Here is a 16,708-nt window from a genome sequence, read left to right as displayed (position 1 = left end):
GCCGGCCTCATTGGGCCTTGGGCCGATTGCCCAGCATTACGTCCAGGTCATCCATGACTTCGCCCTTCTCCTGGATCCCCATCAGTTCCTGGAACATCGCCTGGGTGGTGCTGATCATCTGTATCGCCGGCATCTGGCCCAGGTGCAGCATCTGGTTGTTCTCGCGGTTGCCTGGTGCACAGACAAAGGCAAAGCTGCGCTGTACCCAGTAATCCTTCAGGTCCTGCCACTCGTGGGACACCTTGAGTTCCTTGACTGCATTGTCCGGCCGGCGCATGGCCTTGGCGTCGGCAAAGCGCACCTTGCGCGCGCCACACTGGAACTCCAGGGTGTACGCCACCAGCACCGGCATGCTGCGCTCCTCGAACACCTGGAACAGCAGCAGCGACTGGGCCCCCTTGGGCTTGGCCAGCGGCGCAATGGATTGGGCATCGGCAACGAACATCTGGTTCTTGTAGCGCTCACCCCGGCCATAAACCGCCCAGAAGTCACCGGCGGCTTCTTGCGCCCAGGTGGCCCCGGCGCCGGTAAGCGTGGCAAGAAGGACCAGGGATAGGGTGAACCTGAAGGACAAGCGCATGGTGTTCCTTTCCTTGGACAGCCGGTGAAACCGTGACGCCGGCTAGGGCCTGATGCTGATACGTCGGGGAATATATCGCCGTGATACAGCAGCGTCGATTAGCTCAAATGTGCTAATGGCGCGGTGCTCTGAGCCATCGCCAAGATCACCCGGGTCATTGGCAATCGCTCAAGCTTGCACTTGTCCGGCCATCTGCGATCATCCGCGGCGCCAATGGAATTTCTCTGATCCGGCAGGAACCGCACACCCTGCTTAGCGCAAGAACACACTGGCTGGCCCTGACGCTGATGCCCGGCGTGGCCCTGCACTCGGCCACGCTGCACGGCGGCGCAGCCAACCGCAGCGAACAACCGCGGGATGTGCTTGTCATGCAGTTTGGCTTGCGCTCATCGACACTTCGTTGCCAAGCGCAGGAGACCTTGGCGCTCGCCACTCGAGAGCAACTCCTGGCCTGCTATCGGAGCACGCTGGACAGCTCGCGCCAGCCACCTAACCAACCCGCCTCAGAGCAGGCTCCACGACACCCCGAGATACACCCCCAGCCCTTCTCCCGGCGTCGACCGTGCCAAGTCCACTCCCTTGTCGTCATAGCCCGGAGTGACGGTGGCGGCGTAGCGCTTGTCGGTCAGGTTGCGCAGGTCAATCCAGGTCTGCCAGTCGTGCTTCGGCGCGTTGTAGCCCAGGGTCGCGCCGAACAGTGCGTAAGGATCGGCGTAGAAGCTGTTGGCGTAATCCACCGCGACCTTGGACACCAGTTGCGTGTTGACTGCGGCGAAGAAACCCTGGGGCCAGTCATAGCGCAGTTCGCCCTGGTAGTAATGCATCGGCAGGCCCGGCAGGCGGTTGTCAGCGAAGCGCGGGTCGTCGCGGTAGTGGAAGTCGCTGAAGGTGTAGGCCTGGCGCAAGCTCAGTTGGCCACCGCCCTCCGGCGACCACAGGTTGCTCTGCAGGCTGGCTTCCACGCCCTGGTGCACAGTGGGGCTGGCGTTGAGTTCATAGTGCATGGTGGCGTTGGCGTCCGGCAGCACCGAAAGCAACTCGTGGCGCACCTGGGCGTAGTACCAGGCCAGGCTCCATTGCCCAAGGGCGCTGTCACCGCGACCGCCAAGTTCCAGGGTGGTCGCGGTCTGGTTGCGCAACTTGATCGGGGCGCGCTGGGCACCCGTGGCGACACCGCTGCCGGTCGGGAAGCGCTGGTTGGCGCTGTAGATCAGCGACCAGGGATGGGGCGCTTCCACCGAGCGACTGAGGTTGCCGAACAGCTGCACATCCGGCGTCAGCTGGTAGCGCAGGCCCAGGCGTGGCGCGTAGTCCCAGTCACCGAGGCTGGTCTTGCCGCCGCCTGCGGGGTAGGTTACGGCGCTCTCGCGGCGGGTGTAGATGGCCGCCAGGCCGGTGGTCAGCCACAGGTCGTCGGCGATCTCCAGGTCATTGCCCACGTGCAGGACCGTGTCCGAACCCTGGTAGGTGAAGTTGCGGATTCGCGTACCCGGCGCGTAGCCAGCGGTGTTGTCGGTAGGGATACGCACAAACTCGCTGGCGCCGTCATTGGGCAGGTGTTTAGTCACCCGTAGTCCCACGGTGCTATGGCTTTCCAGGCCCCAGAGGGTGTCGCGACGCTTGTAGTCGAAGGTGCCGCTGACATCGCTGTAGGCCACCTTCAGGCGGTTCGGGCCCTCGCGCAGGTCCATCGGGTAGTCGTGGTAGACCAGGCCGGTCTGGATGCTTGAGTCGTCATCGATGTAGTAGGTGGTCTTGTTGCCGACAAAGGTACTGCCCGGCTGCTTGCGGCGATCGTCCCGGGACAGGTAGGCGGGGTTGGCCGCCCGTGGGCTGTGCTCGATGGAGTGCTTGGTCACTCGCCCGGCGAGGTCGTTGTCGGTCTCGCGGTAGCGCAGATAGAAACGTGTTTCCAGGTTCGGATTGAAGCGATAACCGAAATTGCCAATCACCCCCTGGCTGTCGCTGGCGGTGTGGTCCTGGTAACCGTCGGCGCGGGCGTCGGTCAGGGCCACGTAGTAGTCGAAATTGCCCAGCACCTGCCCGGAGCTGACCTGACGCTGGCGATAGCCATGGCTGCCGGTGGCGTAGCGCACCTGCAGCAGCGGCGAGTCGTAGCCGGTATGGCTGACGTAGTCGATGGCGCCGCCCAGGGCCAGGGCGCCGCGATCGAAACCGTTGGCGCCGCGCAGCACTTCAACGTGGTCGAGCCACAGCGGCTCCAACAGTTCATAAGGGGTGCCGCCGGGGCCGGTCAGCGGCAGGCCATCGAGTTGGCTGTACAGCCCCGAGGCATGGGCGCCCGGGGCGCGGTTGATGCCCGAACCGCGGATCGAGAGCTTGACCCCTTCATTGCCCGAAGACTGGGCATAGACCCCGGGCTGATAGGCCAGGACGTCCTGGTTGCTGGCCACACGGCCCTGCAACGGGCCGCGCATGTCCACCCCATTAGTGCCGCCCGGCACCTGGGCCAATCGGGCCGCGGCCTCTTCCATCCGCTGCCCTTCGCCAACCGGCCCCTGCCCCTGGATCAGCGCCGGGGCCAGCTCCACGCCCTGAGTCTCGGCCAGCGCCGGACAGGCAAAGGCCAGGCCCAACAGGGCTGTGGGCAAGGATTTGGGCAAGGGCATCTGAAAAACTCCAACGCAGAGAAACGGGCAGTGCAAGCTGCGACGTATCAAGGAACGAAGGAAACACATGGCAATTTGGCTTTTTTCTCAAGGGGACAGCTGTCGATGCACATACGCCGGCTTGCGCAGAGCAGAACCGCAACAAGCAGCCCGTCAGACTCGTACAGGAAAGCCAGCGCCACTCGGTTGCCCAAGGTAATGAGTAGCCACCAGACTTGCGCTATCACGCACTGCATCCAGCCAGGTCTGCATCACCGCCATGACCTCTGGATCGATTGTTGTGCAATAGCTGGCGACGACCATCAGCCTTCGCCGCAGTGCTTGAAAAACCGTGGACAGGATAATGGCCAACCAGTAGTTTGCCCCCCGGCCAGCACGCTACACATGTGCCGTGCCGTTACGTTCACCAGGGATAGATGAAACCATGGAAAGACCTGTAGAAGTTTCAAAAGCGATTTACTGTGTTTTAGCGAGTTTTGCACTGGGTGTGGTGAAAACCCTGTTGAACCTCTCGTATATCAAGGAGCAAGGGATTCCCGTATTGACGGCCATTGTTGTGATTGTGCTGATCACCGCCTTCGCCAGCTTTCTGCTTTACAAGATCCACACAGGAAAAAATTGGGCACGAATTGTTTTCATGGTGATGGTGGTGGTTGGATTCCTGCCATTTTTCCCAGAGATCATGGCGGAGTTCGGGCGCTCTCCTCTCATCGGTTCGCTCAGCGTGATTCAAGCACTGCTGCAAGTGATTGCGGTGTGGTTGCTGTTTTTCACGCCAGGAAAAACCTGGTTCAAGCCGGCCTAGATCTCATCCATTAGCCGCTGCCCGCAGACCGTTCAGGGCAGCGGTTCTCCAGGCGCTTACTCTTCTGCAAGCAGCAAACAGTCGCTTCACACAAGCAAAGGGCCGGGCCTGTTGTTGCAGCCTTCTCGTTGCAATGACAAACGCTACTTCAGGCTGAATGCCCGGCATCTCCCGAATGCCTGTTACAGCGGCTTGGGTGAGTCATGAATCGACACTGCGGCGCTCAAGGCGTATCCGCTCCAACCCGCGCAGCCGTGACGCCGTCCTGCTCCTGGGGGGATTCGAGCCCCCAGTCGCGCTGTTGATTCCAGTCCTCGCCAAACATCTCCGCGGGGTGCATGGTGCGGTCCGCACCATTGCCACAGGCCAGGGCGCTTGCCGCGCAGTAGCGGTCGCAGCCCCAGCAGATCCGCTCGGGGTGCTTGGGGTTGGCGGGAAATGGCTTGGCCATGGAGGCTCCGGGGTTAGCACTGGCGAGGCAGGTAAGCTACCGCGTCGTCGCCAGGGCGCGGTTGATCCCGATCAAGCGCCATGGGCAACCACTAGCGCCCTGCCCGCCTTGCCGACGGCACAGCCCCTCTGGCCTCCTGGAAGTTCTCAAGCGGTCGCCCGAGGTTCACTCCCCGGCCTTTTTCCCGCCCTTGATGTTGTCGATGAGATCGACCACATAGTTCTGGTTGAAACCCGCCACGAACGACCAGAACAGCAGCTTGGCGTAGGAGGCATAACCTGCGGCATGCTGACAGAAAATCTTATAGAAGTTGTTCTCGGTGAAGCGGCAGTTCTCATCACTGACGATCAGCGGAAAAAGCTCCCCCTGCACCACCCCGGAGAGAAACAGGATGTACAGCAGGCCCGCGAGAATTCCGCCGATGAACGAAGGCAGCAACACGCCGAACCAGGAGCTGCACAGGCCTACCAGTTCATCGTCACTGAGGCTCGACAGTTGCCGGTGAAACCCCACATAACCGCCAATATTGCCGGCGATGAACACGATCGAAGGGATGGTGTAGCCCTCCGCTTTGGAGACCGCCAACAGGGACAACAGCAACAGCAGCACAAAGATGATGAACAGTCGCTTCCATAGGGTGTTCAGCGCGTCCTGACGATTCATGTTCATCTCGCCGCTTCAGGTGGTTGGAGAGGTCGGCCTGCCTTTATCAAGATAGATGAGCCTTGGCGCCCGAGATGTTTTTTTCCGCCGGAAAAACCCACGCCTTCAGGCAAGCAGGCAGCGCCCTCTCATGCCGGATACCCGGTGATCTCGCGAATGCTCTGGTACAGCGGCTTGAGCTGGCGATACATGCGCAGGTACACCTCGCTGTACAGCCGCTGGTACATCTGCTGCGCCTCGGGCTGTGGCTCGAACACCGCGCCCACCCGAGTCATCGCGCTGATTGCCGTGGGGAAATCCGGGTACAGCCCCAGCCCCACGGCACAGGCAATCACCGCTCCCAGGCCCGATGCTTCATACACATGGGGCCGCTCGACCCGCAGGCCGAAGATGTCCGCCGTGAGTTGCATCGCCGCATCACTCTGGGAACCGCCACCGGCCACCCGCAAGCGGGTGATCTTCAGCTTCGAGCGTTGCTCGATGCGCTCCATGCCCTGGCGCAGGGCATAGGCCAGGCCCTCGAGAATCGCCCGGTAGATATGCGCCCGGGTGTGCACGTCGCCAAAACCGATCATCGCGCCCTTGGCTTCCATCCCCGGCTCGCGGATGCCCGGCGACCAGTACGGCTGCAGGGTCAAACCCATGGACCCGGGCGGCACGGCCTGGACCAGGGCGTCGAACAATTGCTCCGGCTCCAGCCCCTGCTCTGCCGCCTGCTGCACTTCCCGCAGGCCGAACTGCTGCTTGAACCAGCTGACCATCCAGTAGCCACGAAAGATCATCACCTCGCAGTTGTAGTGATCCGGCACCGCCGCCGGGTACGGCGGAATCAGCGGCACCACTTCCAGGTAGCGCGAGCGGGTGGTGGTGATGGTCGCCGTGGTGCCGTAGGACAGGCAGGCCGTGGTGGCGTCCTGGACCCCGGAACCGAGCACTTCACAGGCTTTATCGGCACCCGCGGCGATCAGCGGCAGGCCCTCGGGAATGCCGGTGTGGCGGCTGGCCTCGGCGCTGATCCGGCCCAAGGTCTCGCCGGGCTTGAGCAGGGTCGGCAATTGCTCCTGGCGCACTGCCAGCGCCTGCCATTTCCAGTCGCTGGGAGCGGCCCAGCGCAGGCGCTTGTAGTCGAACGGCAGGTAGGCCACGCAGCAGCCCACCGAGTCGACGAAGTTACCGGTCAGGCGATGGGTGAGAAACCCCGACAACAGCAGGAACTTGTCGGTGGCGGCCCAGACCTCCGGCTGCTCCTGGGCCACCCAGTTGGCCTCGGCCTGGGCACGGAAGTAATCCACCGTGGCCTCGGCGCCGATCAGCTTGAACAACCAGCCCCAAGGGCCCTTGATGCGGCCTTCGATTTCACTCTGGCGCTGGTCGAGCCAGAGGATCGCCGGGCGCAGGGCCTGACCCTGGGCGTCGACATTGATCAGGGTGCCGCGCTGGGTGGTCAGCGACACGCCGCGGATCTGCGAGCGGTCGATGCCGGTCTGCTGCCACAGGAGCTGACAGGCTTCGCCGAGCTTGGCCCAGTAGTAGTCCGGATCCTGCTCGGCCCAGCCGGGCTGGGTCGAGTAGTAGGCTTGCAGCTCGACCTTGCCTTTGCCCAGCAGGTTGCCCTGCAGGTCGAACAACAGTGCACGTACGCTCTGGGTACCGTTGTCGATGGCCAGCAGGTAGGCCTGCTTATTGTTGTTGTGGTTATCCATGAGGCTCTCTGGGTTGGGCATCAATGCAAGGCTGAGGGCAGGCTGTGATGGCGTTGCCACAAGGTCAGGTAGCGCTGTTCTTCGGCTTGCCAGCGGCTGTCGTCCCAGCCCAGCCGCGGCTGGCACAGGCGGCGGATGGCCGGCAGGTAATCCGCCGCGCCCCTGGCCAGCAGCAGGCCGAGACGAGTGCGGCGCAACAGCAGGTCGTCCAGGTGCAGGACCATTTCCGCCTCGGCGGCAAAGGCCAGCTCCGCCCACAGGGTGTCACTGGCGCCGACGCAGTCAGCGCCCAAGGCTGCGACCAATTGCGCCAGGCGCGGCAAATCGCGGCCGTGGCGCCCGGCCAGGCGCCGCAGCTGGGCGCCGCTGAGCCCGGGAATGTCCAGCGGCGCTACCGGCGCGAACACCGCCGAACCGTCATCGCTGACGCTACGGCCAAGCATCGCGGCGCAGGCTTGCAGCACTTCGATAGCCTGAGGCCGGAAGGTGGTGAGCTTGCCGCCGGCCAAGGTCACGCAGCCGGGCTCCTGCCACAGCACGTGCTCGCGGGTTGCATTGGAAGGTTTGCCCTGCTGCTCGGCCCCCGCGGCGGCCACCACTGGGCGCACACCGGCCCAGGTCGAGAGCACGTCGCCAGCCTCGACCCGGGCCTGGGGAAACTGCTGGGCGCAGGCGGCCAGCAGGTAGTCAAGTTCTTCCTGGCTGATACTGGCGCTCTGGTCCAGGTCCTCGCGGTGGTCGAGATCGGTGGTGCCGACCACCGTGGCGCCTTCCCAAGGGAAGACAAACACCGGCCGACCGTCCTCGGCGTGCATGAAGCTGAAGGCCTGGGCCACCGGCAAGCGCCAGCCCGGCAGCAACAGATGGCTGCCTCGCAGCGGTCGCAACTGCCGGCCATTGTCCGTCGCACGCAGGCGTTCGGCCCAGGCACCGGTGGCCACTGCCAGGGCCTGGCAACGCAACTGTTGCGGCGCGCCACCCTCGCTGTCCTCGATCTCGACGCCACACACTCGCCCGTCCTCGCGCAGCAACTGCGTGACCCGCAAGCCATTGAGGGCCAGTGCGCCGTCGGCCCGGGCCTCGGCCAGCACCCGCATCACCAGTCGTGCATCGTCGGTCAGGGCATCGAGAAAGCTGGTACCGCCCAGCAGTCCCGGCGCCTTCACCCCCGGCGCCAGGTAGCGCAGTTGCTGGGCATCGTGGAAGCGATGAGTGCGCCGCCCGGCCAGGGCGTCATAGACACTCAACAGACCGCCAAACACCTTGGGCCCGGGAAACTTGCCGCGGTAATGCGGCATCAGGAAACTCATCGGTTCCACCAATCCGGGCGCCTCCTGCAACAGCCGCTGGCGCTCGCGCACCGAGTCCCGGGTCAGGCGCCACTGGCCCTTGGCGATGTAGCGCAAGCCGCCATGGACCATCTTCGACGAGCGGCTGGAAGTGCCCCAGGCAAAGTCCCGTTGCTCCAGCAGCAGGCAGCGCCAGCCACGCCGGGCCGCTTCCCGCAGGATGCCGGCACCGCTGATGCCGCCGCCGATCACGATCAGGTCCCAGGTCTGTGCCGCCAACCCGGGCAGCGCCTGTTGCCGCCATCGGTCGTTCCACTCCTGGCTCATGGCGTCACTGCTCCAGCAAGGTGCCGGGGTTGAGGCGCCCGGCAGGATCGAAATGGCGGCTCAGGGCCTGCAAGGTGTCGATCGCCAATGCGCCCTTTTCTCGCAGCAGGTAAGGCGCGTGGTCCTTGCCCACGCCATGCTGGTGGCTGATGGTGCCGTGGTGGTTGACGATGGTCTGGCTGGCCGCATGCTTGAGCGCCTGCCAGCGCGCCAGGGTCGCCGGGTAGCCGGCCGCCGGGCGGAACACGTAGGTGGTGTAGATGCTCGAACCTTCGCCGTAGACGTGGGACAGGTGAGTGAACACGTGCACCTGCTCGCCCTCGGTAGCCAGGCCGTCGCGCAGGCTGCCTTCAATGCGCTGCAGCAGGCCGTCGACATGGCGCCAGTCGGTGGCCGTCTCCAGGGTGTCCACCAGGTAGCCGGCGTTCCACAGGCTTTCCCGCAGGTAGGGAAAACGAAAGCGGTTCTGCGCCCATTTCTTGCCGAGCAAGGTCCCGGTGAACACCCCGCCAAAGGCCTTGAGGTGCTTTCGCGCCTGGCGCAGGGACAAGGCATTCTGCTGCCGATTGCCGGTCACGCCGAAGGTCAGCAGGCACTTGCCCGGCCCCGCGCCGCGCAGCGCCAGGTACTTTTCCAGCCAGGCGATCTGGGTCGGGTGGCCTGCCAGGGCCAGTTGGGTTTCGGTCTCCAGGGCATTCGACAGGCGCAACATCGACAGCGGCACCCGGGCCTGGGCCAGGGCACGCACGGCCTGCAGCGCCTGCGTCCAGTCCGGCAAGAACACCCCGTAGAAACCCTCGGCGGCGGGCAAGCGGCTGACCCGCACCTTGACCTCGGAAATGATCCCGAAGCGCCCTTCGCTGCCCAGCACCACTTCGCGCAGGTCCGGCCCGGCGGCGGAGGCTGGAAAAGTGGCGATCGGCATCGGTCCGGCAAAAGTCTCCAGGGTGCCGCCGGCGAACAATTGCTCGATGCGCCCGTAGCGCAACGACTGCTGGCCACTGGAGCGACTGGCCACCCATCCACCGAGGGTCGACAGTTCCCAGGACTGCGGAAAGTGCCCCAGGGTGTAACCCCGGGCCCGCAGTTGGCTTTCCACTTGCGGGCCGCTGGCACCCGGGCCGAAGGTCGCCAGCAGGCTGTCTTCGTCCAGCTCCAGCAAGCGGTTCATGCGCGCCAGGGACAGCGTCAGCACCGGGCGTTCGGAGCGCGCCGGGTTGATGTGCCCGGCCACCGAGGTGCCGCCGCCATAGGCAATCAGGCACAGGTCGCGGTCCTCCACCAGGGCCAGCAACTGGCGGATCTGCTCGGCGGTTTCCGGGAACGCCACCGCGTCCGGATAAACCCCCAGCTCGCCTTCGCGCAGCGCCAGCCAGTCGGGCAGGCTCTGGCCACGGGCATGCAGCAGGCGCTCATGAGGGTCGATGCTGTACAGCGAGTGGGCTTGCAGGCGTGACGCCGGCACCCTGGACAGCGCCTGCTCCAGGGTCGCCTCCGGCAACCGCTGTCCCGGCCCCAGCCGCTCGGCGAGAAACCCCGCGCCCTGGGCCGGCAATTCGACCACCGTGGTTGCTTCCCCCCAGCCATTCCAGCGTCGCATGCGTGTGTCCTTGTGCTGTTGTTATAGGTCTTGCTTCAGGTTCCCTATAGTAGTTCGAGGCTGGTTGCTGTCACGGTCACACTGCGCCAGTTGGTGTAGCCAATTGAGTCAACGCGGTGCCTTGCCGGTGCCACTGCGCGACTTGTCAGCGGCCGCCTCAGTCCACCAGCGCGACAATCTGCTCTCGCGCCTGTTTCAATCCATGCGCCAACCCCAGGGGCCGCACATCCAGGCCTTCGGCATAGACGAACTGCACTTCACCAATCCCGATCAAACCCAGTACCGAGCGCAGATAAGGCGTCAGTGCATCTGTTTCCTGTCCCAGATGTACGCCCCCGCGAGAACTGACCACCACCGCCCTCACCCCTTCCACCAGCCCCTGCGGGTAACTCTCGGTGTATTTAAAGGTGACCTGTGCCCGGACCACCAGGTCGAACCAGTTCTTCAACGCCGTGGGCACGTTGTGGTTGTACATTGGCGCACCGATCAACAACACATCACAGGCCTGCAACTCGGCGATCAACTGGTCGGACAAGGCCACCGCACGCTGGGCACGCTGACTAGGGTTGTGCCCCCCGCGCAACGCCTGGAACAGTTCCAGATCCAGCACCGGCAGCTCCAGGGCGGCCAGATCGCGCACCACCACGTGGTCCTCGCAGCCTTTGGCCTGACGCTCGGCGAGCAGGTTGTCGAGCAGTGCACTGGTGGTGGACTGGTTGCCCATGATGCTGGACTTGAGGACGAGGACACGCGACATGAAAGGAACTCCGAAACCCTGGATGAATGAGCGAAATCCTAACATCGCCTTTTTGTCCTCAGTGGCGATAAGATCTCCCGGTATTGGCGACTTTTTGGCAACAACATCATGACCGACAAACTCAATGGCCTCGACATCTTCGTCTGCGTGGTCGAAGCCGGCAGCTTTGCCCAGGCGGCGGACAAACTGCACCTCACCCGCTCCGCCGTGGGCAAACGCATCGCCCGGCTGGAACAACGCCTGGGCGTGCAGCTGTTCCACCGCACCACCCGCAGCCAGAGCCTGACCCTGGAAGGCGGCCTGTTCCATGCACACTGCCTGCGGGCCCTGGAAGAAGTCCGCGCCGGCGAAGCGCTGCTGGAGAGCGGCAAATGGCAGGTCAGCGGACGCCTGCGAGTGTCGATGCCGGTACTCTTCGGCCACCTGTGCATCGCGCCGATCCTCATCGACATGGCTCGTCAGCACCCCGAGCTGATCCTGGAAATGTCCTTCAGCGACCGCAAGGTAGACCTGATGGAAGAAGGCTTCGACCTGGCCATCCGCAACGGCGCGTTGCCGGACAGCAGCCAACTGGTTGCGCGTCGCTTGGGCGAACACCAAATGGCCTTGTGCGCCTCCCCGGCCTACCTGCAACGCTGCGGCGTTCCTCGCACCCTCGAAGCCCTGCAACAACACGAGGCCGTGGCCTACATGCGCTTTGGCCAGGTGCTGCCCTGGCAATTGCAGGTCGATGGCCAGGCCGTGGCCGTCAAACCCAGGGCCCGCTTGCTGATGGACGACCTGCGTGCAGTGGCCGACGCAACCCTTGCTCATCAGGGCATCGCCTGGCTGCCGTACTGGCTGGCCCGAGACTACTTGCAACGAGGTCAATTGCAGGAAGTGCTGCCGGAACACTCAGGCATCCGCTTCGAGATCAATGCGCTGCGTCCCCATGCACCACACCTGCCGTTGAAAACCCGGGTGGCGGTGGATGCTTTGCTGGAGAAACTGCCGGAGCGCTTGGCGCTGGTCGAGGCACGGCCTGAACCAGGCAAGGCATGAGTGCCTGATCCCCTGTTCACCCGCAAAGAGCGTGACAAATCACACCTGCTGCCGAAGAATCCACTGCTCCCATGCCAGGGTCACTCCCCCATGCCTGCAACGCTGAAAACCTGCGCCCCGCTGTTCTGGTCCACGGACCTGGGCATCGACTACGGCGCACCGACCTTGCACCTGCGCGACTTGCTGCCGGTGGTGGGCGAGGAAAGCTCGGCCTTCTTCCAGCACCAGGACGGCATCGCAATTGGCGAAACCCTGCAACTGATCTGGTGCCCGCCGGTCTCCGACCTCAATGGCTGGAGTGAACAGCCTTCGGAGATTGCCCTGAGCCAGCTGTTGCGCGTCAAGATCAGCGGCCCGGCCCAGGCACCGGCAGCACCGCTGCATGCCATCCACCATGGCATGCAGCGGTACGCATTCGACGTCCTGTCCTGCAAGCCGTTGCTAGCCGCCCTGCAAGCACAACCGCTCGACCCCGCCGCGTGGCAACTGGCAAAAATCGGCAGCGCAGCAGGCACCTGCCTGAGCTGGGATGAACTGACCTGGTGTGGGCGCGCCGAGGCCGCAGGGCTGACCTACCTGGTAGCCACTCGCCCTTGCGAAACCTATCTGGAGATGATCGTTGAGGTGAACGAGCAGCAGATTGTCGGGTTGTTGTCGGTCTACCTGAGCCCGGGCGGCGACGATTATGACTTTGGCCGACGGGTGCTTTCAGGGGATGAATTGCGCGCCATCAAACGCGTACTGCAGGTCGCCCAGCCACTGCAGGATTGCCAGGAGGCGTACCTGGCAATCTGAGCTGGCAAGGGGGAAAAATATCCCTGATCAGTACTAACCAGCTGTTTTCACACTTATTTTTTTATTCAGGGGCTTCCCAGAGCGCGCAAAAATTGTTAAATTTGCGCCCGTTCTTGCAGCGGTCCTCCCAAGACCGGTTATCAGCGCAAGTAACGTCGCAATAGCTACAGGGGCGTCGCCAAGCGGTAAGGCAGCAGGTTTTGATCCTGCCATGCGTTGGTTCGAATCCAGCCGCCCCTGCCATTTTCCTTATGTTGGTAAACACACAACTCAGCCGATTGTCATGGCCCGAGTGCCGAACCGTCGCCCTGTTTCAGCCCCACCTTGCTCATGCATTGCTCGATTGAGCCGGCGTCAGGCTGTCTGCAAGCACCTCCAGCAATGCAGCGACCTTGGGCAGGCCTTGTCGGCTTTTCAGCCAGAGCAGGTTGATCACCTGCCCGCGGGTTGCCAGTTGCGGCAGTACTTCAACCAGGGTCCCCTCTGCAAGCTGACGCTTGACCAGCCATGAAGGCATTTGCGCGATGCCATACCCCGCCAACACCGCCATCAACAAACCCTCACCGTCGCCGATGATGCAACTGGCAGGCATTACCCGGCGCTCGATCTCGCCCGGACGGCCAGTGGCGAAGCTCCAGGGGCTGACCCGGCCATCCACCCAGCCGTAGGTGATGCACTGATGCTGCTGCAAGTCGCCAGCTGTCAATGGCGTGCCATGCCTGCGCAAATAATCGGCGGAGGCACAGAACAGATGCCACTCACTGCCCAGCTGGCGCTGCCCCAGTGCCTGCGGCCAAAAGTCCGGGCCGCCGAGCCGCACGGCAATATCGACACCGGCCGCTAGCGGCTCGACCCAATGATCGGAGAACGTCACCTGCGGCTGCAGCAGTGGGTGCGCCTGGGCAAAGCGCAGAATCACCGCCAGCGCCTGGGAACGACCAAAAGCCCCCGGAAGGTCGATGCACACCTTGCCCCGCAGCTCGGTGCTCTGCGCCTGCAACCCCCACTCGGCCTCCTCCAGGTCCGCCAGCACGCCCGTGCAGGTGCGATGGAACGCAGCCCCCGCATCCGTCAGCGACAGGCGCCGGGTCGTACGGTGGAACAGCCGGACCTGCAGCCGGCTTTCCAGTCGGGCAATGGCTTTGCTGATCGCCGACGCCGTCAGGTTCAGCCGTTCGGCAGCACCCTTGAAGCTGCCGGAGTCAGCGACACAGACAAATACATCGATGCCCTTCAAGCGCTCCGAGGAAAACATGGCGGCTCCTTATTCATGAATTCAGTTCCATCCATTCGATAGAAATCATCATAAAACAGAACAGGATTCCCCAGTAAGCTGGATCGCAGCCCGCCGCTCAATCGGCAGAATTTACAGAGGCACGGATGCTGCGCACCCTGAAAAACTACCCGACCACGATCAATCTGTTGCTCTCAGGCGCCCTGATCCTGACCCTGGCGCGGGCGATCACCCTGCCCTATCTGGTCATCTACCTGGCCAGCCGCTTCCACCTGGACGTGGCCGATATCGGCCTGGTGATTGGCAGCAGCCTGATCCTCGGCTCGGTGCTGAGTCTCTACGGCGGTTTCCTGGTCGACCGAATCGCCATCTACCGGCTGATCCTGGGTTGCTGCGCAGTATTCAGCCTGGGTTTTATCGGCACCTTTGCCGCCCGCGAGCTGTGGCTGTTCTACCTGTGCCTGGTGTTGATCAACCTGGCTTACGCAGTGCTGGATATCGCGGTCAAGGCCGGGTTTGCCCGGCAGTTGCCGGTGGCTGAACGCAGCGAAGCGTTCTCGATCAAATACACCTTGAGCAATATCGGCTATGCCGTCGGCCCCTTTCTCGGGGCCGGGCTGGCCACGCTGGACATCAGCCTGCCGTTCCTGTTGTCCAGCGGGCTGGGCGCGGGGTTCTTCTGCCTCTACCTGGCGCTGGGCGACAGGCACCTGAACAGCCGCGATGCGACGCACCCGCCTATGGCCTTCCTGGCGCTGGGAAAACAGCTGCTGCGCGATTACCGCCTCGTCTGCTTCACCCTGGGCGGCTTGCTCAGCGCCGTGGTCTTTGGCCAGTTTTCGGCTTATCTCTCGCAGTACCTGATGGTCACCACCTCACCCGAAGCCACCTACAGAATCATCAGCAACCTGGTAGCGACCAACGCACTGCTGGTGATAACCCTGCAATACAGCATTGGCCGAAGGATTTCCCAGCGGCACCTGGGGCGCTGGCTGGCGGCCGGCTTGAGCCTGTTCATGCTGGGGGTCGGCGGCTTCGCCCTGGCTACCAGCCTGCCGCTGTGGATGCTGTCCATGGCCCTGTTCACCCTCGGCGAAATCATCGTGTTTCCGGCCGAATACATGTTCATCGACAGCATTGCTCCCGAGCCTCTGCGGGGGCTGTATTACGCCGCGCAAAATCTCTCGAGCCTCGGCGGGGCCCTGGGCCCGATCCTCTGCGGCATGCTCCTGGCGACCCAGCCACCCCACGCGATCTTCTACATGCTAGCGCTGTTTATCATCGCCGGTGGACTGTTCTACTGCCTGGGGGCCGCCAACCCGGGCCAGGCCGGGGCCAGGGCCGCGGGTTGACGCTCGCCAGCGTCAGGCAAGCGCCCTGCCCAGGTGCCTGGCAATGCGCGCCAGGACGTTCATGCAGTGTGCCGAAACCACCAGGGGCGGCTCGTTGATCATGTACAGCAGGTGGTCGAACGCGATGCCGGCCTCGTTATGCTCGAGGTAGTCCAGGACGATAGCGTGCCCCTGCTCCAGCCCCGCCTGAGCCAGCACATGCTCTTGCGGCACCGGGCCGAGTTGCTCGTAGGCACGCCGCATCAGACTGGATACTTCAGCCAGTGCCTCGATGAAATCGGCGCGCAAGTCGTCTGTTGATGCAGGCACGTGCAGATACTCCTTATTGGCCTGGAGACCCTCCAGCCGTCGATCAGTTGTCATCGGCCAGTCCAAGCAGCTCGCGCCGGACTTGCCGGGCAATCGCCGCAAAACCCCGGCCCGTACCGCGGTTGCGCGTCGAGTGGTTGAGGCTGCTGGTGACGTCCTGCCAACACTCCACCGTTTCAACCTGCTGGTGTGCAGCATCGGTATCCATTTCAAAATCGATGAAGCGCTCGTCCTGAGTCAGCAACCGGCCAAACAGACTGCACATCCCGGGAAAGTCGATATCCAGCGCGAGGACCACGGTTGCCGCCCAGTCCACCCCCTGGGCCTCGGCGTAACGGCGTAACGCCATGGGAACCCCTTCATCCCGCCAGGCCCGGGCCGTGCACTCAAGCGCATGGGCGCTGAGGGCATTCTGTTGCTGGACATTAAGCTGACGCTTTTTCAGCAAGCGTTGAATATCCATATCGATCCTTATTGCTCCAACTCCTGATCCAGGGCCTTCAGGGCCCGTTGCGTGACCTGCTCGATATAGCCCGGGTCAGCATAAATACGCGCGAGCAGGATCGCGCCTTCGTAATCCGCCACCGCTTGACGTCCCATGGCCAGGGCCTGGGCCGGGTCGAAACGGCTCTGGTACAGGTGCGCGAGAGTCCTCGCCCACTCATCGAGAAAGTTGCGAATGGGCACCATGAGTTCGGCCTTGCCATAGGTTGCGTCGACCGCGATCACGCCCATCAGGCAGCCCGTGGCCTCCCCCTGAAACAGGCGCAGGGCCTTGCGCCCCATCTTTTCCAGGCGCTGCGCCGGGCTCAGCGTTGCGTCGAACGCCACGGCGAACAAGGTCTGGCTGATGGCCTGATGGGTCCACTCCAGTACATCCCGGAGCAACGATTCCTTGTTCGGGTAGTGATGATAGAAAGACGCCTTGGTCAAGCCACAGGCGCTGGCCAGGGTGTCCATGGTGGTGCCGTGATACCCCAGGCGCCTGAAGGCAGTGGCACATCGCTGGAGCAATTCATCACGAGAGATTTTGGGCGGTCGCACGGGGGGTTCCTGCTGTCGATCACGGCCAGTGATTCTAGGCCATAAGCCAGCCCGCCTCAATTTGACGGTTACCGAATGTTTGTTTAGTTTACTCAAAGCAAACACTTGGTCAGTAACTTCCGGGCATT

Annotated in this window: 16 protein-coding genes and 1 tRNA gene; 5 read left to right on the top strand and 12 right to left on the bottom strand. The window is 63.4% G+C overall.

Translation table 11 applies throughout. The features are described 5' to 3' along the window. Positions 1 to 7: 7 nt before the first annotated feature. Entirely contained in the window at positions 8 to 580 is a 573-nt protein-coding gene (locus GV818_RS04035; protein WP_161755181.1) for a hypothetical protein, read from the bottom strand. A gap of 503 nt (positions 581 to 1,083) precedes the next feature. Next, positions 1,084 to 3,210: a TonB-dependent receptor family protein gene (locus GV818_RS04030; protein ID WP_161775839.1), complete on the bottom strand. Its 2,127-nt coding sequence runs from the start codon at positions 3,208 to 3,210 to the stop codon at positions 1,084 to 1,086. Positions 3,211 to 3,634: 424 nt separating this feature from the next. Here GV818_RS04030 and GV818_RS04025 point away from each other — a divergent pair, with 424 nt between their 5' ends. After that, complete coding sequence (locus tag GV818_RS04025; RefSeq protein ID WP_161755185.1) at positions 3,635 to 4,015, top strand: hypothetical protein; 381 nt, start codon at positions 3,635 to 3,637, stop codon at positions 4,013 to 4,015. A gap of 223 nt (positions 4,016 to 4,238) precedes the next feature. Here the strand turns inward: GV818_RS04025 and GV818_RS04020 are convergent, their stop codons facing one another. From GV818_RS04020 to GV818_RS03995, 6 genes are all read right to left on the bottom strand, one after another. Continuing rightward, positions 4,239 to 4,466 (bottom strand): DUF3079 domain-containing protein, encoded by a 228-nt coding sequence (locus GV818_RS04020; protein WP_161755187.1) that lies wholly within the window; start codon positions 4,464 to 4,466, stop codon positions 4,239 to 4,241. Between the two features lie 165 nt (positions 4,467 to 4,631). Next, complete coding sequence (locus GV818_RS04015; protein ID WP_256679406.1) at positions 4,632 to 5,135, bottom strand: hypothetical protein; 504 nt, start codon at positions 5,133 to 5,135, stop codon at positions 4,632 to 4,634. Positions 5,136 to 5,257: 122 nt separating this feature from the next. Beyond that, on the bottom strand, positions 5,258 to 6,832 hold the full coding sequence (locus GV818_RS04010; protein ID WP_161755191.1) for an FGGY-family carbohydrate kinase: 1,575 nt from the start codon (positions 6,830 to 6,832) through the stop codon (positions 5,258 to 5,260). A gap of 20 nt (positions 6,833 to 6,852) precedes the next feature. After that, positions 6,853 to 8,448, bottom strand: a complete 1,596-nt coding sequence (locus tag GV818_RS04005) for a glycerol-3-phosphate dehydrogenase/oxidase (RefSeq protein ID WP_161775838.1) — start codon at positions 8,446 to 8,448, stop codon at positions 6,853 to 6,855. A 4-nt stretch (positions 8,449 to 8,452) separates the two neighbouring features. Further along, complete coding sequence (locus GV818_RS04000) at positions 8,453 to 10,048, bottom strand: FAD-binding oxidoreductase (protein WP_161775837.1); 1,596 nt, start codon at positions 10,046 to 10,048, stop codon at positions 8,453 to 8,455. A gap of 157 nt (positions 10,049 to 10,205) precedes the next feature. Continuing rightward, positions 10,206 to 10,805, bottom strand: a complete 600-nt coding sequence (locus tag GV818_RS03995) for an FMN-dependent NADH-azoreductase (protein WP_161775836.1) — start codon at positions 10,803 to 10,805, stop codon at positions 10,206 to 10,208. Positions 10,806 to 10,913: 108 nt separating this feature from the next. Between GV818_RS03995 and GV818_RS03990 the strand changes: the two genes are divergently transcribed. The 3 genes from GV818_RS03990 (at position 10,914) to GV818_RS03980 (ending at position 12,884) form a co-directional block, all read left to right on the top strand. Next, positions 10,914 to 11,846, top strand: coding sequence for a LysR family transcriptional regulator (locus tag GV818_RS03990; protein ID WP_161775835.1), 933 nt, complete (start codon positions 10,914 to 10,916; stop codon positions 11,844 to 11,846). A gap of 90 nt (positions 11,847 to 11,936) precedes the next feature. Beyond that, the gene (locus GV818_RS03985) at positions 11,937 to 12,641 is read left to right on the top strand and encodes a hypothetical protein (RefSeq protein ID WP_161775834.1); all 705 of its coding nucleotides are present in this window, start codon (positions 11,937 to 11,939) and stop codon (positions 12,639 to 12,641) included. A 168-nt stretch (positions 12,642 to 12,809) separates the two neighbouring features. Then, positions 12,810 to 12,884 (top strand) — tRNA-Gln (locus GV818_RS03980). 85 nt (positions 12,885 to 12,969) lie between these two features. Here the strand turns inward: GV818_RS03980 and GV818_RS03975 are convergent. Next, positions 12,970 to 13,896 carry a LysR family transcriptional regulator gene (locus GV818_RS03975; protein ID WP_161775833.1) on the bottom strand — a complete coding sequence of 309 codons (927 nt, stop codon included), beginning with the start codon at positions 13,894 to 13,896 and terminating at the stop codon, positions 12,970 to 12,972. A gap of 125 nt (positions 13,897 to 14,021) precedes the next feature. Here GV818_RS03975 and GV818_RS03970 point away from each other — a divergent pair, with 125 nt between their 5' ends. After that, positions 14,022 to 15,227, top strand: coding sequence for an MFS transporter (locus tag GV818_RS03970; protein WP_161775832.1), 1,206 nt, complete (start codon positions 14,022 to 14,024; stop codon positions 15,225 to 15,227). Positions 15,228 to 15,239: 12 nt separating this feature from the next. Here GV818_RS03970 and GV818_RS03965 read toward each other — a convergent pair whose 3' ends face one another. From GV818_RS03965 to GV818_RS03955, 3 genes are read right to left on the bottom strand one after another with little or no spacing between them, the layout of a single operon-like run. Beyond that, positions 15,240 to 15,536, bottom strand: a complete 297-nt coding sequence (locus tag GV818_RS03965; RefSeq protein WP_161755205.1) for a hypothetical protein — start codon at positions 15,534 to 15,536, stop codon at positions 15,240 to 15,242. A gap of 43 nt (positions 15,537 to 15,579) precedes the next feature. After that, on the bottom strand, positions 15,580 to 15,999 hold the full coding sequence (locus GV818_RS03960) for a hypothetical protein (protein ID WP_161755207.1): 420 nt from the start codon (positions 15,997 to 15,999) through the stop codon (positions 15,580 to 15,582). Between the two features lie 8 nt (positions 16,000 to 16,007). Beyond that, positions 16,008 to 16,580: a TetR/AcrR family transcriptional regulator gene (locus GV818_RS03955; protein ID WP_161755209.1), complete on the bottom strand. Its 573-nt coding sequence runs from the start codon at positions 16,578 to 16,580 to the stop codon at positions 16,008 to 16,010. Between the last annotated feature and the right edge of the window lie 128 nt (positions 16,581 to 16,708).

The organism is Pseudomonas sp. Fl4BN1, from assembly GCF_009908285.1.
Taxonomy (GTDB): Bacteria; Pseudomonadota; Gammaproteobacteria; order Pseudomonadales; family Pseudomonadaceae; genus Aquipseudomonas.
This window is presented reverse-complemented; position numbering and strand designations above follow the sequence as displayed.